This is a genomic window from Cellulomonas sp. GbtcB1 (genome assembly GCF_019091725.1).
Taxonomy (GTDB): domain Bacteria; phylum Actinomycetota; class Actinomycetes; order Actinomycetales; family Cellulomonadaceae; genus Cellulomonas.
In genome coordinates, this window is record NZ_JAGXJG010000046.1 from 17,600 (window position 1) to 36,740 (window position 19,141).

16 protein-coding genes are annotated in these 19,141 nt (G+C 76.5%); 6 read left to right on the forward strand and 10 right to left on the reverse strand.

Translation table 11 applies throughout. The features are described 5' to 3' along the window. Positions 1–146: 146 nt before the first annotated feature. Positions 147–1,775, reverse strand: a complete 1,629-nt coding sequence (locus KVT14_RS15185; RefSeq protein WP_217616426.1) for a methyl-accepting chemotaxis protein — start codon at positions 1,773–1,775, stop codon at positions 147–149. A gap of 156 nt (positions 1,776–1,931) precedes the next feature. Next, the gene (locus KVT14_RS15190) at positions 1,932–2,753 is read right to left on the reverse strand and encodes a hypothetical protein (RefSeq protein WP_217616427.1); all 822 of its coding nucleotides are present in this window, start codon (positions 2,751–2,753) and stop codon (positions 1,932–1,934) included. A gap of 209 nt (positions 2,754–2,962) precedes the next feature. Between KVT14_RS15190 and KVT14_RS15195 the strand changes: the two genes are divergently transcribed. Further along, positions 2,963–3,832: a Cof-type HAD-IIB family hydrolase gene (locus KVT14_RS15195; protein WP_217616428.1), complete on the forward strand. Its 870-nt coding sequence runs from the start codon at positions 2,963–2,965 to the stop codon at positions 3,830–3,832. A 33-nt stretch (positions 3,833–3,865) separates the two neighbouring features. On the opposite strand, the gene KVT14_RS15200 is transcribed toward KVT14_RS15195, so the two are convergent. The 3 genes from KVT14_RS15200 to KVT14_RS15210 form a co-directional block, all read right to left on the reverse strand. Next, a complete protein-coding gene (locus KVT14_RS15200) occupies positions 3,866–4,339 on the reverse strand; it encodes a thioesterase family protein (protein WP_308161103.1) in 474 nt (157 codons plus the stop codon). A gap of 28 nt (positions 4,340–4,367) precedes the next feature. Then, positions 4,368–4,847, reverse strand: coding sequence for a VOC family protein (locus KVT14_RS15205; protein WP_308161104.1), 480 nt, complete (start codon positions 4,845–4,847; stop codon positions 4,368–4,370). A gap of 68 nt (positions 4,848–4,915) precedes the next feature. Beyond that, positions 4,916–5,527, reverse strand: coding sequence for a TetR/AcrR family transcriptional regulator (locus KVT14_RS15210; protein ID WP_217616429.1), 612 nt, complete (start codon positions 5,525–5,527; stop codon positions 4,916–4,918). Positions 5,528–5,729: 202 nt separating this feature from the next. Here KVT14_RS15210 and KVT14_RS15215 point away from each other — a divergent pair, with 202 nt between their 5' ends. Together KVT14_RS15215 and KVT14_RS15220 are read left to right on the forward strand one after the other, a co-directional pair. Further along, complete coding sequence (locus tag KVT14_RS15215) at positions 5,730–6,740, forward strand: ATP-binding cassette domain-containing protein (protein ID WP_217616430.1); 1,011 nt, start codon at positions 5,730–5,732, stop codon at positions 6,738–6,740. After that, the gene (locus KVT14_RS15220) at positions 6,737–7,579 is read left to right on the forward strand and encodes an ABC transporter permease (protein ID WP_147795278.1); all 843 of its coding nucleotides are present in this window, start codon (positions 6,737–6,739) and stop codon (positions 7,577–7,579) included. Before KVT14_RS15215 ends, KVT14_RS15220 begins: the two co-directional genes overlap by 4 nt. A gap of 36 nt (positions 7,580–7,615) precedes the next feature. On the opposite strand, the gene KVT14_RS15225 is transcribed toward KVT14_RS15220, so the two are convergent. Both KVT14_RS15225 and KVT14_RS15230 read right to left on the reverse strand, forming a co-directional pair. Continuing rightward, the gene (locus tag KVT14_RS15225; RefSeq protein WP_217616431.1) at positions 7,616–10,885 is read right to left on the reverse strand and encodes a BTAD domain-containing putative transcriptional regulator; all 3,270 of its coding nucleotides are present in this window, start codon (positions 10,883–10,885) and stop codon (positions 7,616–7,618) included. A 28-nt stretch (positions 10,886–10,913) separates the two neighbouring features. Next, entirely contained in the window at positions 10,914–12,491 is a 1,578-nt protein-coding gene (locus tag KVT14_RS15230; protein WP_217616432.1) for a methyl-accepting chemotaxis protein, read from the reverse strand. 298 nt (positions 12,492–12,789) lie between these two features. On the opposite strand from KVT14_RS15230, the gene upp reads away from it, so the two are divergent. The 3 genes from upp (at position 12,790) to KVT14_RS15245 (ending at position 15,092) form a co-directional block, all read left to right on the forward strand. Next, positions 12,790–13,425: a uracil phosphoribosyltransferase gene (upp, locus tag KVT14_RS15235; protein ID WP_147795275.1), complete on the forward strand. Its 636-nt coding sequence runs from the start codon at positions 12,790–12,792 to the stop codon at positions 13,423–13,425. A 274-nt stretch (positions 13,426–13,699) separates the two neighbouring features. Then, a complete protein-coding gene (locus KVT14_RS15240; protein WP_217616433.1) occupies positions 13,700–14,011 on the forward strand; it encodes a hypothetical protein in 312 nt (103 codons plus the stop codon). A gap of 415 nt (positions 14,012–14,426) precedes the next feature. Next, positions 14,427–15,092 carry an NAD(P)H-binding protein gene (locus KVT14_RS15245; protein WP_217616434.1) on the forward strand — a complete coding sequence of 222 codons (666 nt, stop codon included), beginning with the start codon at positions 14,427–14,429 and terminating at the stop codon, positions 15,090–15,092. 119 nt (positions 15,093–15,211) lie between these two features. On the opposite strand, the gene KVT14_RS15250 is transcribed toward KVT14_RS15245, so the two are convergent. The 3 genes from KVT14_RS15250 to KVT14_RS15260 all read right to left on the reverse strand — a co-directional run. Beyond that, positions 15,212–15,511 carry a DUF1540 domain-containing protein gene (locus KVT14_RS15250; protein ID WP_217616435.1) on the reverse strand — a complete coding sequence of 100 codons (300 nt, stop codon included), beginning with the start codon at positions 15,509–15,511 and terminating at the stop codon, positions 15,212–15,214. Between the two features lie 184 nt (positions 15,512–15,695). Beyond that, positions 15,696–18,053 carry an HAD-IC family P-type ATPase gene (locus KVT14_RS15255; RefSeq protein WP_217616436.1) on the reverse strand — a complete coding sequence of 786 codons (2,358 nt, stop codon included), beginning with the start codon at positions 18,051–18,053 and terminating at the stop codon, positions 15,696–15,698. 30 nt (positions 18,054–18,083) lie between these two features. Beyond that, the coding region (locus KVT14_RS15260; RefSeq protein WP_217616437.1) for a YihY/virulence factor BrkB family protein at positions 18,084–19,141 on the reverse strand (1,058 nt) is incomplete at its 5' end.

Sequence of the window (19,141 nt, forward strand, 5' to 3'; positions counted from 1 at the left end):
ACGAGCGGCGTGCTCGCCGGCGCGGTCGGGCTCTGCGGCCCGGTCTCCCACGCACGGCGAGGCGGCGTTGTTCGATGCTAACGGCGGGGGGTGCGTCGGGCGTCCCGTGTTCGCCCCTGGCGTGACGGGCACCCCCCGGGCCGGCGTCAGTACGTGAAGCGCGCGACCCGGCCGCGGAGGTCCTCGGACATGCGCGCGAGCTCGCCGATGGCGTCGCCCATCTGCCCGAGGGTCTGCGAGGAGGTCGCCGTCGCCGACGCCACGCCGGTGATGTTGACCGCGATCTCGCCCGATCCCGTGGCCGCCTCGGCGACCGAGCGGGACATCTCGGTCGTCGTGGCGGTCTGCTCCTCCACGGCCGAGGCGATCGTCAGCTGGTAGTCGTTGATGCTCGCCACGATCCCCGCGATCTCGCCGATCGCCGCGACCGCACCGGCGGTGTCGCCCTGGATGGCCTCGACCCGCCGCACGATGTCCTCGGTGGCCTTGGCGGTCTCCTGCGCGAGCTCCTTGACCTCACCCGCCACGACGGCGAAGCCCTTGCCGGCCTCCCCGGCGCGCGCCGCCTCGATCGTGGCGTTGAGCGCCAGCAGGTTCGTCTGCTCCGCGATGGAGGTGATCACCTTCACCACGTTGCCGATCTCCTGCGACGAGGCCCCGAGCCGCGCCACCTGGTCGTTGGTCACGGCCGCGGCGTCCGTCGCCTGCCCGGCGACCTTCGCCGCCTGCGAGGCGTTCTGCGCGATCTCCCGGATGCTGGCGCCCATCTCCTCCGCACCGGCCGCCACCGTCTGCACGTTCCGCGACACCTGCTCCGCCGCGGCCGCGACCACGCCCGCCTGCGCGCTCGTCTCGTCCGAGCCGGCAGCCACCTGCGAGGACGCCACCGACAGCTCCTCCGCCGCGGCCGCGACCGCCTGCGAGGTCTCCACGACCCCGGCCATCGTGGCCCGGAGGCTGGTCTGCGCCGACGCCAGCGCGGTCGCCATCTCGCCCAGCTCGTCGCGCGACCGCACGCCCGGCTCCCGGGTCAGGTCGCCGGTCGCCATCGCCTCGACCGACGCGCGCACCCGGGACGCCGCGCGGGCCATGCTCCCCGCCACCCGCCGGCCGGCGAGCAGCGCGGCCACCACGCCCGCGACGAGCAGCGCCGCGGTGACGACGCGGCCGGTCGCGGCGGCGGACGCGGCGTCCTCGGTCGCCTGCACGGTGCGGTCGCCCAGCGAGCCGAGGAGCTCCGTGGTCGCGTCGCCGATCGCGTAGTACACGTCGTAGCCGTCGCCGGTCACGAGCGCGTCCCCGGCGTCCAGCGCCTCGGGCGTGCCCTCCTGGTACGCGGCGACCACCTGGTCGTCGACCGCGAAGAAGTCCTCCCAGAGCGCGGCGACCCGCTCGAACGTCGCGGCCTCGTCCGCCGTCAGGCGGTCGGTGTCGACGGCGTCGAGCGCCGCCCGGAGCGTCTGCACCGAGTCGAGGTACCCCGCGCGGTTCGCGCTGGCGGCGTCGACCGCCTCCGGGCCGCCGATCCGGCGGGTGTCCCACGCGTACGCCACCTGCCAGCCGGACACGTCCGCGTTCATGGTCCGGACCTCGCCGACCTCGGTCGACACCTCCTGCAGCCCGGCCAGCCGCTCGTTCGCCGCCGACACCCGGCCCAGGAACACCTGCGACCCCACGCCGGCCACGACGGCCGTCGCCACGCCGATCGCCGCGACCCCCAGGACCTTCGCCCGGAGCCCGCTCCACCGGTTCCGCCCGTTCGTCACTGCACCCATCTCGCCGACCTCTTCCCGCCCGGCCCCTGCCGCCGGATCGGCGCGGCGGCGGGCGGGCTGAGCGGATCGGCCGGGCGAACGCGCGAGGCGTGGCTCACAGACGACGGGCCGGGCACGCCGCGGAGGCGTGCCCGGCCCGTCGTCTGTGCGGGGTGCTCAGAACCCGAGGCTGCTCATGTCGGTGAGCTGGTCCGCGGAGGGCGCCGTGATCTCGACCGGCTCGCCCCAGCCCGAGAACGTGACGTCCGTGCTGACGCCCGCGACCTCGGTGGTCACGCGGCGCATCTGGTCGTCGGCGTCGACCCAGTAGCTGTAGGTCAGCTCCGGCGGCAGGGACGTGCCCGCGGCGGCGAGCTCCTCGGCGACGGCCGGGTCGGACAGCGCGGCCGAGTCGATGACGACGGCGTACTCCTGGGCGAGGGCGCCGCCCACCTCCTGCGGCTCGCCGACCTTCTCGAACGACTTCACCGCGTCGCCGAGACCCGCGAGCGTCCCGGTCGGGTCGAACTGGCCCTCCATGCCGGCGAACGACTGCGAGAGCGGGTTGCTGGTGTCGTCCGGGTCGATCTGCAGGTACTTGTCGCCCGTGAGCTCCGGCATCTGCATGTAGACGACGCCGCCGACCATCTTGAAGTCGATGGTGCCCGCGCCCGGGACCTCCATCGTCATGGCCAGGTCCTGCGCGCCGTCGGTGTAGCGGATGACGCCGGAGGCGGTCTGCGTGACGCCGGAGCCCGTGGTGGTCATGTCCATGGTGACGGTGCCGGCGGCCTGGGCCGCGGCGGTCACGCGCTCGACGAAGTCGTCCTTCGTGAGGTCGAAGTCGGAGTCGACCTCGGCGACCTCCTCGGCGGGGGCGGACGCCTCGGCCCCGGCGGCGGGCTTGTCGGCCTTCTCGGAGTCGGAGGAACAGGCGGACAGGCCCAGGACGGCGACGGCCGTCAGGGACAGGGCGGCGATGCCGCGCGAGACGCGCATGGGAGGACTCCTCGGTCGTGGGGAGCCGTCCGGCGCCGGCGCGGCACGGGTGCGCGACGTCGCCGCGCCCCCTGCGCGCCGGCCGCGCGGCGCGGCTCGGTGCCCGACGACCGTATCGGGTGCGGGCGGTCCCCGTGACCTGGCTGTGCGCGCGCTGGGTGCCGCGTCACCCGGACGGACGACCGCGGCGCGGCTGCGAGACTGGGGACATGCCCGCCGCGACGACCACCGAGCCCGTCCTCGACCCGCCCGTCCTGCCCGACGTCGACCAGGTGCGCCTCGTCGTGTCCGACATGGACGGCTCGCTCCTCGACGAGCACGGCCGGGTGCCGGACACGTTCTGGCCGGTGCTGGACGAGCTCGAGCGGCGCGGCATCGCGTTCGCCCCGGCGAGCGGGCGGCAGTACGCGAACCTCCGGGAGCTGTTCGGCGCGCGCGGCGACGACCTCGTGTTCATCGCCGAGAACGGCTCGTACGTGGTGCAGCACGAGCAGGCGCTGTCCACCGACCCGCTGCCCGCCGAGGCCGTGCCCGAGGTCGTCGCGCGGGTGCGCGCGCTCGCCGGGCGGGGCGCCGACGTCGGCCTGGTGCTGTGCGGGCAGCGGGCCGCATACATCGAGCGGGTGGGGGACGCGTTCGCCGAGCACGCGGGGCGGCACTACGCGCGGCTGGTGGAGGTCCCCGACGTCACGGCGGTGGACGACGTGGTGCTGAAGGTCGCCGTGTTCGACTTCGGGTCCGTCGAGGAGGCCACCGCGCCGGCGTTCGACGACCTCGCCGACCGGCTGCGCGTCGTGGTGTCGGGGCAGCACTGGATCGACGTGATGAGCCCCGCGGCGGACAAGGGCCACGCCCTGCGCCGGGTCCAGGACCGGCTCGGCGTGACGCCGGAGCAGACGATGGCGTTCGGCGACTACCTCAACGACGCCGGCCTGCTCGACGCCGCGCGCTGGTCGTGCGCCATGGACAACGCGCACCCGGACGTCCGGGCGCGGGCCCGGTACGTGGTGCCGGCGAACAGCCGCAACGGGGTGACCCGGACGCTGGCCGCGGCGCTCGGGATGACGCTCGCCGGCTGACGACCCGCCCGGGGCGGGCCGCTGCCCCCGAGGTCACCAACCGTGCAGGACCGGCGCCTCGCCCGGGTAGGTCTCGAACACCGCGCGCTCGTCCGGCGTGAACGGCCGCGGCTGGTGGGTGCCGCGGTCGAGCTGCACCATCCGGGACCGGGCGCGCAGGTAGACGACCGGCTCGGCGCCGCCCTGACCCGTCACGTCCAGCACCTCGTACCCGAAGTCGACCGACGACCGGCCGGTCCGCGGCACCCACACGTCCACGGCGATGGGCTCGGGCCGGAACGGCAGCGGGGCCAGGTACTCGATCTCGTGCTTCACGACGACGAGCAGCGAGTCGGTGGGCCGGCCCGCGGGGTCGACACCCATCGACGGGAACAGCGCGAACCGGGCGTCGTCGAGGAACCGGAGGTAGGCGGCGTTGTTGACGTGCGCGAAGAGGTCGACGTCCGACCACCGCACCTGCATCGTCACGCGTCCGCGCCGGCCGGGGGTGGGGGCGGTCTCGGTCACCGCCCCAGGGTAGGTCGCCGCGGCCCGGTCAGCCGTCGGCCGCCGCGCGGAGCGCCGCCACGTCGAGCTTCTGCATCGCGAGCATCGCCTGCATGGCCCGCTGGGCGCGCGCCGGGTCCGGGTCGCCGAGCAGCTCGTCGAGCACGCGCGGCACGATCTGCCAGGACAGGCCGTACGGGTCCTTGAGCCAGCCGCACTGCGACGGCTCGCCGCCGCCCGCGATCAGCCCGTCCCACAGCCGGTCGACCTCGTCCTGGGTGTCGACCGACACGAAGAACGAGAACGCCTCGGTGAACCGGAACTGCGGGCCGGCGTTCAGCGCCTCGACCGGCAGGCCGTCGAGCTCGAACGACACCGACATGACCTGCCCCGCCATCCCGCCCGGGGCGCCCTCGGGGTACCGGCGGGTCGCGGTCACGCCGGAGTTCGGGATCAGCGAGGTGTAGAGCGCGGCGGCCTGCTCGGCCTGGGTGTCGAACCACAGGAACGGGTGCACGCTGGTCAGCACGGGAGGCCTCCTCGACTCGGGTGTCCCGCCCAGTGTGCCCCGGCGCCTCGCCGCGCGCCGGGTCGGGGCTACGCCGGCTCGGCCAGCGCCGCCAGCGCCCGCGCGGCGAACCGGGCGGTCCGGCGGGCCGCCCCGGTGTCCCGGTCCGCGAGCCAGACGGTGGTCAGCCCCTCCGTCGTCATCACGAGCGCCCGCGCCACCTCGTCGAGCGGCACCGTCCACCGGCTGCGGGCCGCGAGGGCCGCGGTCGACAGCGAGGCGCGCGCCGACTCCTGGTAGACCGCGTACTGGGCGACGAGCGCCCCGCGCTGACCGGTCCGCATCGCGTGCAGCGCGAGCTCCAGCAGCGCCTGCTCGCGCTCCGGGCGCTCGGCGAGCAGCTCGACGTAGCGCTCCAGACCGGTCGCGATGACCTCCTCGAGCGCGGGCGGCCCCGCGGGCCCGTCCTCGGCGGCCGTCGCCACGGGGAGCAGCCCGCACTCGGCGGCCCGGCGCTCCTGCGCGGTCACCTCGGCGATCACCGCCTCGATCAGGTGCTCCCGCGAGGGGAAGGCGTAGTGCAGGCTCGCGAGCGACATCCCGGCCTCGGCGACGACGGCGCGCGTGGTCGCCGCGGCCACGCCGTCCCGCGCGATCACCCGGACCGCCGCGTCCACCAGCTCGCGCCGTCGTTCCGTCACCGCCATGCGCGGCATACCAGCCACCCCCTTGACCTGCCCGGGAGTCTGGCGCACCCGTCGGCGCACGTCACGGCGCCGCGCGGGTGCCCGGGCCGACCTCACCCGCGCTCACGCCCTCCCGCGAGCGGTGTCAGCGGGACGTGAGCGCCGTGTGAGCGGGCCGCCGGAGAGTGGTCCGCGTCAACCAGGGAGGACCACCACCATGACCACATCCACCGGCGGCAGCACGTGGGCCGTCGAGGCCCGCGGGCTCGTCAAGACGTTCGGCGACAACCGCGCGGTCGACGGCATCGACCTGCAGATCCGGACCGGGGCCGTCTACGGCTTCCTCGGCCCGAACGGCGCCGGCAAGACCACCACCATCCGCATGCTCGCGACGCTGCTGCGCCCGGACGCCGGCACGGCCACCGTGTTCGGCCGGGACGTCGCCCGCGAGGCGCAGGCCGTGCGGTCGCTGATCGGCGTCACCGGCCAGTACGCCTCGGTCGACGAGAGCCTGTCCGCCACCGAGAACCTGGTGCTGTTCGCGCGGCTGCTCGGCCTGTCCCGCGCCGACGCCCGGCGCACGTCCGCGGCCCTGCTCGACGAGTTCGGCCTGGCCGAGGCCGCCGCGCGCCCGCTGAAGAACTTCTCCGGCGGCATGCGCCGGCGCCTGGACCTCGCGGCCTCGCTCATCGCGCAGCCGCCGCTGATCTTCCTGGACGAGCCGACCACCGGCCTCGACCCGCGCACCCGCCTGCAGATGTGGGACACCGTGCGGCGCCTCGTCGCCGGCGGGTCCACCGTCCTGCTCACCACCCAGTACCTCGACGAGGCCGACCAGCTGGCCGACCGGATCGCCGTGATCGACCGCGGGCAGCTCGTGGCCGAGGGCACCGGCACGGAGCTCAAGGCCTCCGTGGGCACCTCGCGGCTGCAGATCGGGCTGGCCGAGGCCGCCGACGAGCCCGAGGCGCTGCGGATCGCCCGCTCGGTGCTCGGCGTCGAGCCGAGCCGCGCGCCCGACGGCCGGCTCTCCGCGCCCGTCCCCACCGCCGACTCCGCCGGCGACCTGCTGGTCGCCCTGCGCTCCGCCGGCATCCCGCTGCACGACATCGCCGTGCAGGAGCCCACGCTCGACGAGGTGTTCCTGACCCTGACCGGGCACGCCTCCGCGGCGCCCGCGCCGGCCGAGGACACCCAGGACCGCGACCTCGAGGAGGCCCGCGCATGACCACGCTCACCCCGACCCGGCCGGCGCGCCCGGCGGTCGACCCGCAGGCCCTGGCCCGCGCCGCCAGCAACCGCGTCACGCTCGGCGCCACCGTGCGGCAGTCGTTCTCCATGGGCTGGCGCGGCCTGCTCAAGGTCCGCCGCACACCCGAGCAGCTGTTCGACGTGACGCTGCAGCCGATCCTGTTCACGCTGATGTTCACGTACATCTTCGGCGGCGCGATCGCCGGTGACGTGCAGTCCTACCTGCCGTTCTTCATCCCCGGCATCCTGGTGCAGACGGTCATCACCACGTCCGTGGTCACCGGCGTCCAGCTCCGCGAGGACATGGACAAGGGCGTGTTCGACCGGTTCCGGTCGCTGCCGATCGCCCGGATCGCCCCGCTCGCCGGCGCGCTGCTCGCCGACACCATCCGCTACCTGATCGCCACGACCCTGACGATGGTCATGGGCCTGATCATGGGCTGGCGGCCGGACGGCGGAGCCGTCGGCGTGGTGACCGCGGGGCTGCTCGTGATCGTCAGCGCGTGGGCGCTGTCCTGGATCTTCGCGTTCTTCGGCGTCATCGCCCGATCCGCGTCGTCGGTGCAGGGCATCTCGATGATCGTGCTGTTCCCGCTGACCTTCGCGTCGAACGCGTTCGTCCCCGCGGACACGCTGCCCGGCTGGCTGAAGTCGTTCGTCGACGTGAACCCGGTGTCGCACCTGGTGACGGCCGCGCGCGACCTGACGGTCGGCAACGGGATCACCGCGGACGCGGGCTGGGCGCTGCTCGGGGCCGCGGTGGTGGTGGCGGTGTTCGCGCCGCTGACGGTGCGGGCGTACATGCGCCGGGCCTGACCGCGCCGCGCGGCCGGGGGTGGGAGGGGCCGGCGATCAGGCCGCCCCCACCCCCGCCGCGCGCAGCAGCGCGAGCGCGCGCAGGACGTCGTCCCCGTGGCCGAGCGCCGCGGCCGCCGCCCGCGCGCGCTCGACCGCGTCCGTGCCGTGGCGCGCCGCCGCGAGCGCCAGGTGCGGCGCCAGCACCCCGCAGGGGAAGTCCTGCCGGGCGCCGACCCGCTCGGCGAGCGCGAGCAGCTCCAGCCCGCCGGGGTCCTCGGGCGCCACGGCCACCCGCCAGCTCCCGACGCCGGTGAGCAGCGTGCCGAGCACCGGCCGGTCGGTGAACCCGGCCCGGCCGGTGAGGTCGTCCGCGCGGATCGACCGCACGGCGTCGGCGAGCGCCGGCTCGTCGGCACGACCCTCCAGCACGTGCGCGGCGAGGCACGCCCCGACGGCGACGAGCAGCCAGGGCCCGGAGCCGTCCCGGCCCGAGGTGCGCGCCAGCAGCGCCCGGTACCGGGCGAGCCCGCGCGCCACCTCGCCCCGGCCGCGCTCGGCCTCCGCGAGGCCGAGGGCGGACATCACCTCGGCGTCCCGCACGTCCGTCGTCGCCCGGGCGACGTCCTCGAACACCCGCTCCGCCTCGTCCCACTCGCCCAGGCCGAGCAGCGTCACGCCGTACACCTGCTCCAGGCTGTCCTCGAACGCCTGGACCATCAGGTCGCGGTGCGTGATCTGCGGGGCGGCCAGCGCCGTCCGGGCGGCGGTCAGCCAGTCCATCGCCTCCCGCGGCCGGAGGCTCTGGCTGTACGCGCCCGCCAGCGAGACCGCGGCCATGACGGCGGTCCACGGGTCGTCGGTGTCGACCGCGAGGTGGTAGGCCTCGCCCGCGTACCCGATCGAGGCCTCGACGTCGGAGTCGTTCTCGGCGAGCGACCAGGACGCCAGCAGGGCGAGCCGCCGGCTCGGCAGGTCGGTCGACCCCCGCGCGTCCTCCAGCAGCCGGACCAGCGCGCCGGGGTCGGCGAACCGCTCGACCGCGTCGGCCAGCATCCGCGCCACGGGGCGCAGGCCGCCGGCCGCGGCGGCGCGGCGCACCGCCAGCCGCGCGCGGGCGCCGGCCCGCAGGTCGCCGAACATCAGCTCGGTGCCCGCGAGCAGCGCGAGCGCGAGCACGGCGGGCTCGGGGTCGCCGTCGGGCACCCAGCCGTCGGTCGCCGCCAGGACGCCGCGCTGCACGTCCTGCAGCTCGTCGTGCGCCCCCTGCAGCATCCACCGCAGCCCCACCACCGCGAACAGCGCCAGCACCGCGTCCGGGCGGCGGGTGCCCTCCGCGAGCTCCCGCCGGAGCAGCGCCACCAGGTTGTCGTGCTCGACGTCGCCGACCGGGTCGAGCAGCACCCGCTCCGGGCTGCCCGCGCGCCGGACGATCCCCGACGCGACGTCCCGCGCCCAGCCCAGGACGGCGTCCCGCAGCCGGTCCCCCTCGCCGAGCGCCTCGACCTCGCGCTGCCCGAACTCGCGGACCGTCTCGAGCATCCGGTACCGGACCTCGCCGGTCCGCGGCTCCTCCTCGACCCGGAGCAGCGACTGCGCGACCAGCGCGTCCAGGTCGTCCAGCACCGCCGGCTCGTCGGACTCGCCGGCGACCACCGCGAGCGCCGCCGGCAGCCCGAAGCCGTCCGGCAGCACCGCGGCCCGGCGGCACAGGGCCCGCTGCCGCTCGGTGAGCAGGTCCCAGGACCAGGCGATGACCGCCCGCAGCGTCCGGTGCCGCTCCGGGGTGCCCGCACCCCCCGACACCAGCAGCGCGAACCGGTCGGACAGCCGGCGCTCGACCTCGACGACCGTGAGCGAGCGGGTCCGCGCGGCGGCGAGCTCGATCGCGAGCGGCAGGCCGTCCAGGCGGGCGCACAGCCGCTCGACCACGTCCGCGGGCAGCGTCACGCCCGGGCGGACCGCGGTCGCGCGCTCGGTGAACAGCCGGACCGCCGCGCCCGGGCCGCCGTCGTCGTCGCGGGTCGGCAGCGGGTCGAGCGGGTGCACCCGCTCCCCCGGCACCTCCAGGGGCGCGCGGCTGGTCGCCAGCACCTGGACCCCGGGCAGCGTGCCGACGACGTCGGCGACCCAGGTCGCGACGCCCTCGAGCACCTGCTCGCAGTTGTCCAGCACCAGGAGGGTCGGCTGCTCGCCGAGCCGGTCCAGCACCCGCTCGGCCAGCGGCCGCATCCGCTGGTCCGCCACGCCGGCGCGCCGTGCCGGGCCCTCGGGCACCTGGAGCGCGCCCGCGAGCGCCGGCAGCACGTCCGGGTCGTCCCGCACCGACGCCAGCTCGGCGACGTAGACGGCGCGGGCGCCGCCCGCCGCGCGCCGGGCGACCTCCTGCACCAGGCGAGTCTTCCCGAGGCCGCCGGTGCCGAGCACGGTCACGACCGGCGCGGCGCCGAGCAGCGTCTCGACCGCGGCGACGTCGGCGTCCCGGCCGATGAGCGCGTTGGGCGCGACGCGGAGCCCGTGGGCGGCGGGGGCGGGGCGTGCGACCGGCCGGCCGGCGGGCGACGGCGGCGGCGCGGCCCCGTCCAGCAGCTCCAGGTGGAACGCCGCCACCTCCGGCGCCGGGTCGGTCCCGAGCGCCTCGCGCAGCCGCTCCCGGTAGGCGCCGAACGCCGCGACCGCCTCGGTGCTCCGGCCCGCCGCGTGCAGCGCGCGCATCCGCAGCAGGTGCGCCCCGTCGTCGAGCGGCGCGAGCGCGAGCAGGTCCTGCGCGGCCGCGAGCGCCCCGGCGTCGCCGAGGTCGAGCAGCGCGGCGGCGCGCACCCGCAGCAGGTCGCGGCGCAGGCCGTCCGCGCGCGCGGCCAGGGCGGCCACCAGGTCGGGGGACGTCGCGCCGGCCCCGGGCTCGCCGTCCCAGAGGTCGAGCGCGGCCCCCGTGCCGGCGGCGGCCGCGTGCGCGTCTCCCGCCGCCAGCGCCGCGCGCCCCGCGTCGAGCGCGTCCGCGGCCCGCAGCAGGTCCACCGCCCCGCGGGCGACGCCGAGCACGTAGCCCGCGGTGGTGGACGCGAGCAGGCCCGGGTGGGCGCCGCGGAGCCGGGACACCAGCGTCTGGAGCGCCGCGCGGCCCGACGCCGGCGCGCCGTCCGGCCAGGTCTCGTCCACCGCGCGGGCGCTCGACAGCCCGCGCGGCTCGAGCGCGAGCGCCAGCAGCAGGTTCGCGCCCAGGCCGGCCACGGGCAGCAGCGCGCCGTCGGGGCCGGCCGCGCGGACCTGGCCGAGGACGGCCAGCCGCAGCGGCTCGGCCGCGGGCTCGGGCGCGGGACCAGGCACCGCGGCAGTCTAGGTCGCGCGCCGCCACTCAGAACGTGAAGGCGGCCACCCGGGTGCGCAGGTCCTCCGAGGTGCCCGCGAGCCCGCGCACCTGGGTGTCGACCTGGCCGACCACGGACGCCACGTCGGCGGTGGCGTCGGTCAGGCCGGTGAGGTTGGCCGCGATCTCCCCCGAGCCGGCCGCGGCCTCCGCCACGCCGCGGCTCATCTCCGCCGTCGTGGCCGTCTGCTCCTCGACGGCGGACGCGATCGCGACCTGGAAGTCGTTGATGTCGCCGATGATCCGGGCGATCTCGCCGATCGCCGTCACGGCCTGGTCCGAGTCGGCCTGGATCGCCTCGACGCGGCGCGCGATGTCCTCGGTGGCCTTCGCCGTCTCCTGCGCGAGCTCCTTGACCTCGCCCGCGACGACCGCGAACCCCTTGCCCGCGTCCCCCGCCCGGGCGGCCTCGATGGTCGCGTTGAGCGCGAGCAGGTTGGTCTGCTCCGCGATCGTGGTGATGACCTTGACCACGTTGCCGATCTCGGTCGAGCTGGTGCCGAGCTGCGCGACCGTGCCGTTCGCCGTCTCGGCCACCTCGGTGGCGTGCGCGGCGACCCGCGCCGCCTCGTTCGCGTTCTGCGCGATCTCGCGGATGCTGGCGCCCATCTGCTCCGCGCCGGCGGCGACCGCCTGCACGTTCCGCGACACCTGTTCCGCCGCCGCGGCCGTGACGCCGACCTGCGCGCTGGTCGCGTCGGAACCCGCGCCCACCCGGGTCGAGGCCGAGGACAGCGCGGCGACCGCGCTCCCCACCTCGTCGGTGGTCCGGACGACGCCCGCGAGGGTGTCCCGCACCGCGGCCTGCGCCACGTCGAGCGACGCCGCGAGCCGGGCGAGCTCGTCGGACCCGCCCAGGTCGCAGGACCGGGTCAGGTCGCGCGCGGCGATCCCGTCGACGACGTCCTCGAGCGCGGCGAGCCGGCGGCGCACCCGGCGCCCGAGCCCGAGCCCCAGGCCCAGCGACAGCACCGCGCCCACCCCGATCAGCGCGCCGACCTCGACGGTGGTGCGGGTGCTCGTCGAGGACGCGGCCTCGATGGAGGCGTCGATCGCGCCGTACGCGTCGTCCAGCAGCACGCCCAGGGCGTCGGTGAGGTCGGCGTTCGCCGCCTGGTACCGCTCCGTCACGGGGGCGATCTCGGCGGGCGGCAGCGCCGACAGGTCGTCCAGCACGATCTCGCGCACCACGCCCCACTGGGTGCCCACCTCGTCGAGCGCGGGCTGCTGGTCGGCCGGGATCGCCAGGCCCCGCAGGGTCGCGAGCGCCGCGTCGGCCGCGGCCACCTCGGCGTCGCGGTCCTGCTCGGCGGTGGGGTTGACCTCCGGCGCCAGGGTGAGCGCGGTGTTGTAGGCGACGGCCCCCTTGATGCCCGACTGCAGCTCCCCGGCCGCCTGCACCAGCTCCACCTGCGTGTCGCGCAGGTCGGCGAGCGTGCCGCGCTGCTCCGCGAGGGCCTGCAGGCCGACGACGCCGGCCGCACCTCCCGCGACGACGGCGACGGCCACCGCCCCGACCATCGTGGTCGCGAGCGAGCGGCGGAGCGGGGTGGCGTGACGGTCCATGTCGAGGCCTTCCTCCTTCAGGGGGTACAGCAGGAAGGTTCGACCGGCGAGGGCCCGATCTGAGGCGTTCGGTCGGATGAATGCGCAGGTCAGAGGCGGTTTTTGCCCTCCGCGCATGCGGCCGCCCGGGCCCTGCTCGGGACCCTCGTCGGTCCCGGCGCCCGCGGCGTTGGGTGCGCAGCGGCGACGGTGCAGGCAGGGGGCTGCGCCGTCGCCGCGCGCTGCCCGCCATCGTGGTCCCCGTCACCCCTCGCCGACCGGGACGTCGGTCCCGGGGTGCGCACGGTAGGTTGAGCCCATGCGCCTGCACGTCGCCGACCACCCGCTCGTCGCCCACAAGCTGTCGGTGCTCCGGAACAAGGACACGTCGTCCCCCACGTTCCGCAAGCTCGTCGACGAGCTGGTGACCCTGCTGGCGTACGAGGCGACCCGCGAGGTCCGCACCGAGCCCGTCGAGGTCGTGACCCCCGTGGCCACCACCACCGGCGTGAAGATCGCCGAGCCACTGCCCCTCGTGGTCCCGATCCTGCGCGCCGGCCTCGGCATGCTCGACGGCATGACCCGCCTCATGCCGACCGCGGAGGTCGGGTTCCTGGGCATGCAGCGCGACGAGACGACGCTCGAGGCCATCACCTACGCGAACCGGCTGCCCGAGGACCTCACCGGCCGGCAGTGCTTCCTGGTCGACCCGATGCTCGCCACCGGCGGCACGCTGGTCGCGGCGATCGACTACCTGTTCGCCCGCGGGGCCCGCGACGTGACGGCGGTCTGCCTCCTCGCGGCGCCCGAGGGCCTCAAGGTCGTCGAGGACGCCGTCGGCGACCGGGGCGACGTGACCGTCGTGGTCGCGGCCGTGGACGAGCGCCTGGACGAGAACGCGTACATCATCCCGGGCCTCGGCGACGCGGGCGACCGGCTCTACGGCGTCGTCTGACGCCCCCGACGGGGCGGACGCCCCGTCCCCCGCGCCGAGGTCATCGGGTCTCGGCCGCTGAGACCGCGCGCGGAAAGCCCTTGGCCCCCGGCGCGGCCGCTGCCACCATCGGGGGCGTGAGCCTCCGCCGACGCCCGACCGACGCCTCCCCGGCGTCCGTCGGCGTACACCCGGGAGCGCCCCGCACGCGCTGTTGGTCCTGACGCCCCGCGTCCGCCCGACCACCAGCCCGGCCGCCGCTCGCAGCGGCCCCCGCGCACCCCCGGAGATCCCCGTGGCACGTCACCGCACCCCCGCACCCCCGCCCGCCCCGGCGCCGCCGCGCGGCGACGGCGCCGCCGACCGCGCCGGCTTCGTGCTGTACGTCGGCCTGCAGGCCGACTCCCCGGCGCTGGACGCCGCGCGCGCCGCCGACCTGGCCGAGGTCGCCGAGGCGCTGCGCGACCTCGCGCGCGACCTGCTGCCGACCGCCGAGACGTTCACGGCGCTGTCCCTGGTGCCGTCCGGGCGCGAGGACGACGTGCAGAGCATCCGGCGGCGGCTCGCCGGGCTGCAGCCGCTCGAGGCCGCCGCCGGGACGACCTGACCCGGCGCACCCGGAGCGCACACGAGCACCCAGCCGCCCGCGCCACCCGGCGCCGGGGAGCACCTGGGTGCCCACCCGTTCGCGCGTCCTACCCCTCAGTCCGCCCCGGATCACCACCCAACGGGGCCCGAGATGCTACTCATCGGTCGTCGAACGGGTGTCGATCGGGCCTAGCGTTGGCAGTGCGACGACCACCGCGGACCGGTCCCCCGGGACCGACCACCGCGAGGTCCCGCAGCCGTCCGGCGTTCGCCCCCCTGGCGTCGGACGGCACTGGCCGGCCCCCGGTCCGAGCACGACAAGGCCCCCTGCCACGGGCCGGGGACCGGCCACCTCTCCGTGCGGCGCCACCGGCGCCGCACGCGCGGCCCGGGCAGCGGGTGCGGCGCCCGGGCCGCGCTCCTACCGTGGGGGTATGCGCATCGCCATCGCCGGAGGCCACGGTCAGATCGCCCGCCGACTGAGCAGGCTGCTCGCGGAGCGGGGTGACACGCCGCTCGCGATCGTCCGGAACCCGGACCACGTCGCCGACGTCGAGGCGGACGGCGCCACCGCGGTGCTGCTCGACCTCGAGTCCGCGGGCGTCGACGCGCTCGCCGCGCAGCTCACCGACGCGGACGCCGTCGTGTTCGCCGCGGGCGCGGGCCCGGGCAGCGGGGCCGAGCGCAAGGACTCCGTCGACCGGGGCGCCGCGGCGCTGCTCGCCGACGCGGCCCAGCAGGCCGGGGTGCGGCGCTACCTGCTCGTGTCCTCGGTCGGCGCCGGCGCGGAGCCGCCGGCCGGCACCGACGAGGTGTTCGCCGCGTACCTGCGCGCCAAGACCGCCGCCGAGGACGACCTCCGCGGCCGGGACCTCGACTGGACGATCCTCCGCCCCGGCGGTCTGACCGACGACGCCGGGACCGGGCACGTGCGCCTCGGCGCGGAGGTCCCGCGGGGGCAGGTGCCGCGCGACGACGTGGCCGCGGTGCTGGTCGGGCTGCTGGACGAGCCCCGCACGGCCGGCCTGGTGCTCGAGCTGTCCGAGGGCGCGACCCCGCTCGCGGCGGCGGTCGCCGCCGCGACCGAGCGCGAGGACTGACCCAGGGCCCCATCAACGACCCCGAGTGGAGTGTTCTGCCCGACACGCCAGTGCGTGTCGGGCAGGACGCTCCACCGGTCTCCACCCGTGCCGCGACGTCCGGGCACCGCGCGGGCGGGTCAGGCCGGGGCGTAGGTGAGGCAGTCGGCCAGGTCGTGGCCGGCGCCCACGCGCACGGCCTCCGCCGCGCAGGTCAGGTGCTCGTTGTGCGTGCAGTCCGCGCGCTGGCAGGCGCCGACGTGCGAGACGACGCGGTCGAGCCCGCCCTTGATGTTGAGCGGGATGAACGTGGCGCACTTCGCGTCCCCGGCCGAGCCGGCGATCGTGATGGCGGCCGCGCTGCACGCGTGCTCGTGGTTGTACGAGCACCCGTCGACGGAGCACTCGGAGACGGGCGGCTGGTCCATGAGGGTGCTCATCGCGGGACCTCCGGGGTCGGTGGGGGCGTGCCGATGCTGACCCGGTCGACGGTAGGCCGCGGATTTCCGCGCGTCTAGAAAGGAAGGCCTGGCTTACCGGCGAAACCGCACGTCAGGGCCGCGACATACGTCGAGAAAAGCGCCGGGCGCGGGCAGCGGCTGCATTTCTCAACACCGTCGTCACCTATTTCCGGGGCGGCCCGATCCGCCGCAGCAGCGCCGCGGTCACCCGGCGCAGCAGCACCCCGACGACGGCCGCCGGCACCGCCACCGCCCACACCCGCGCGTCGGTGGGGTCCAGGACGAACAGCCGCTGCCCGAGCGGCGTGCCGACCGCGAGCGCCATGCCCAGCACCATCGCCGCGACCAGCCCGACCTTCCAGGGGCGCAGCGGCCGGGCCACCTCGACGAGCACGTCGAACGCGGTGAGCACGAGGGCGAGGAACGCGGCCGTGGCGGTGAGGACGTGCATGGCCTGGCCGTCGCCGATGACCGCGCGCGCCGCCACGTACGCCCCGTAGGTCGCCGCGGCCACCGCCACGCCGCCGGGGACCGCGGCGGTCAGCACCCGCCGCACGAACCCGGGCCGGGCGGCCTCCTGGTTGGGCGCGAGCCCGAGGACGGTCGCGGGGATGCCGATCGTGAACCAGGCGATGAGCGTGACGTGCCGGGGCAGCAGCGGGAACGGCACCGCGCTGACGGCGACGACCAGCGCCAGCAGGATCGAGTACACCGTCTTGGACAGGAACAGCGTCGCGACCCGCTCGATGTTCGCGATGACCCGCCGGCCCTCGGCCACCACGTGCGGCAGCGTCGCGAAGTCGCTGTCGAGCAGCACGATCCGCGCCACCGCCCGCGCGGCCGGGCTGCCGTTGCCCATCGCCACGCCGACGTCGGCGTCCTTGAGCGCGAGCACGTCGTTCACGCCGTCGCCGGTCATCGCCACCGTGTGCCCGCGCGCGGTGAGCGCCCGCACCAGCCCGCGCTTCTGCTCCGGCGCGACCCGGCCCAGCACGACGGCCCGCTCCGCGGCGTCGGCGAGCGCCTCCTGCTCCTCCGGCAGCTCGCGGGCGTCCAGCACCGCGCCGGCGGGCAGCCCCACCTGGCCGGCCACGGCCGCGACGGCGTTCGGCGCGTCGCCGGAGACGACCTTGACGGCCACCTGCTGCCGCGCGAAGTACGCGAGCGTGCCCGCGGCCTCGGGGCGGATGCGCTGGTCGAGGACCGCGAGCGCGGCGGCGCGGCGACCGGCCGGGAGCGCCGCGGCGTCCGGCGCACCGTCCAGGCCGGCGAGGGCCAGCACCCGGCGGCCCCGCGCGGCCTCCTCCGCGACCCGCAGGAGCGCCGGGTGCCCGGGCGGCAGCAGCACGTCCGGCGCGCCGAGCGCCCAGGACCGGCCGTCCGCGGTCTGCACCGCGGCCCAGCGGCGGGCGGAGGAGAACGGCACGACGGCGGCGGTGACCGCGGGCGCCCGGTCGCCGACGTGCTCGACGACGGCCCGCAGGCTGGCGTTCGGCCGCTCCTCGGCGGCGCCCAGCGTGGCGAGCACGGTCGCGACCTGCTCCGGGGCGAGCGCCGGGTCCAGCACCTCGACCGACCGGACCCGCATCCCGTCCTCGGTGAGCGTGCCGGTCTTGTCGAAGCACACCACGTCGACCCGGGCGAGCGACTCCATCGCGGGCAGGTCCTGCACCAGGCACTGCCGCCGGCCGAGCCGGATGACGCCGACCGCCATCGCCACGCTCGTCATCAGGACCAGGCCCTCGGGCACCATCGGCACCACGGCCGCGACCATGCCGCGCAGCGCGTCGCTCGGGGCCTGGTCGTTGATCCAGAGCTGGTTGACCACGGTGAGCGCCGCGACCGGCACCAGCGCCCAGGTGATGTAGCGCAGGATCCGGTCGATGCCCGCGCGCAGGTCCGACGACGGCTTCTTGAACGCGGACGCCTCGCGGGACAGCCGGGCGGCGTACGCGTCCTCCCCGACCCGGCTCGCGCGCAGCACGCCGGAACCGGCCACGACGACGCTGCCCGACAGCAGCCGGTCGCCCGGCGCAGGGAGCACCGGCTCCGACTCGCCGGTGAGCAGGGACTCGTCGACCTCGAGGCCCGCCGTGCCGACCAGCTCGCCGTCGACCGGCACCTGGTCGCCCGCGGCCAGCCGGACCAGGTCGTCGACGACGAGCTCGGCGGGGTCGAGCTCCACGACGCCCGCGGCCCGCTGCACCGTCACCGGCGACCGGTTCAGCAGCGCCAGCCGGTCCAGGGTCCGCTTGGCGCGCACCTCCTGGACCATGCCGGCGGCGCTGTTGACGACGATGAGCAGCCCGAACAGGCCGTCGAGCAGGTGGCCCGTGCTCAGCACCACGAGGAACAGCACCAGGTAGATCGCGTTGACCCGGGTGAGGGTGTTGCTGCGCACGATCTCGGCCAGGCTGCGGCTGGTGCCGGTATCGACCCGGTTCACGTCGCCGCGGGCGACCCGCTCGCGGACCTCGTCCGCCGTCAGCCCGCCGATGACCTCGGCCTCCTGGTGCACCATGCGTCGACGGTAGCCGGGATCGGGGACCCCTCAGGGGCCGGGTGCGACGGAGACGGGCGCGGCGGCCTCCGCGCGGCGCGCCCGCGGTCGCGCGGCGTCCACCTCGGCGTTCAGCACGCCGCCCAGCAGCACCGCGATGCTCGACAGCCAGATCCACAGCGCCGCCGCCAGGACGAGGCCCAGCATCTGCGCGGCGGCCTGGACGACGGCCGCGCTCCCGGCGTCGGCACCGGGCGTGTCCGGCACCGCCGCGGCGACGTAGGCCACGAACCCCGTCGAGACCAGCAGCACGCCGAGCGTCCCGGCCGCCGCGCCGGGCAGGCAGCGCCGCCAGGTGCTGACGACGTTCGGCGCGTACCGGTAGAGCAGGGTGAGGAACGCCCCGCCCAGCACCAGCGCCGCCGGCCAGCGCAGGACCGACCACGCCGCGCGGAACGCGTCACCCAGCCCCAGGCGCGCCGCGAGCGCGTCGCCCCCGCCCAGCAGCGGCCCGACGACGACCAGCAGGAGCACCGTCACGAGCGTGACCAGCGCGCCGACCGTGAACGCGAACCCGAGCAGGTACTGCGTCACGACGTTCTGCCGGGACTCCACGCGGTAGGCGTCGTCGAGCGCCCGCACCGCGGCGCGGAACACCCGGCTCGCCAGGTACAGCGTCACCGCGAGCGCCCCGAGGGCGAACCCGCCGCGCCGCTCGTCCAGCAGGCCGTCGACCAGCGGCGCCAGCACGTCGCTCGCCACCTGCTGCGCGAACACCGTCGCGAGCCCGTCCACGACGCTCGTGCGGATCTCGTCCACCTGCTCGTCGCCGAGCAGCGGCCGCAGGTACCCGAGGCTCGCGCCGAGCGCCGTGGCGATCGGCACCAGCGAGATCAGTGCGTAGTAGGTCATCTCGGCGGCCAGACCGGTGATCCGCACCTCGCCCGACCGCACCACCGAGCGCACCGCGAGGGAGGCGACGCCCCAGCCGCGCACCGTCAGCGGGTGCCGGTCGGCCAGCGCGACCGCCCGCTGCGCGACCGGCGGGCCACCGGCGCGCCGCGCCCGGCGGCGGGCCTGCGGGCGAACGGGTTCACCGTGACCGCGCT

Coding starts and splice junctions, on each gene's coding strand:
- KVT14_RS15250 (WP_217616435.1), bottom strand. CDS start 15,511: ATGAGCACCCTCATGGACCAGCCGCCCGTCTCCGAGTGCTCCGTCGAC.
- KVT14_RS15220 (WP_147795278.1), top strand. CDS start 6,737: ATGACCACGCTCACCCCGACCCGGCCGGCGCGCCCGGCGGTCGACCCG.
- KVT14_RS15245 (WP_217616434.1), top strand. CDS start 14,427: ATGCGCATCGCCATCGCCGGAGGCCACGGTCAGATCGCCCGCCGACTG.
- KVT14_RS15190 (WP_217616427.1), bottom strand. CDS start 2,753: ATGCGCGTCTCGCGCGGCATCGCCGCCCTGTCCCTGACGGCCGTCGCC.
- upp (WP_147795275.1), top strand. CDS start 12,790: ATGCGCCTGCACGTCGCCGACCACCCGCTCGTCGCCCACAAGCTGTCG.
- KVT14_RS15215 (WP_217616430.1), top strand. CDS start 5,730: ATGACCACATCCACCGGCGGCAGCACGTGGGCCGTCGAGGCCCGCGGG.
- KVT14_RS15255 (WP_217616436.1), bottom strand. CDS start 18,053: ATGGTGCACCAGGAGGCCGAGGTCATCGGCGGGCTGACGGCGGACGAG.
- KVT14_RS15195 (WP_217616428.1), top strand. CDS start 2,963: ATGCCCGCCGCGACGACCACCGAGCCCGTCCTCGACCCGCCCGTCCTG.
- KVT14_RS15185 (WP_217616426.1), bottom strand. CDS start 1,775: ATGGGTGCAGTGACGAACGGGCGGAACCGGTGGAGCGGGCTCCGGGCG.
- KVT14_RS15230 (WP_217616432.1), bottom strand. CDS start 12,491: ATGGACCGTCACGCCACCCCGCTCCGCCGCTCGCTCGCGACCACGATG.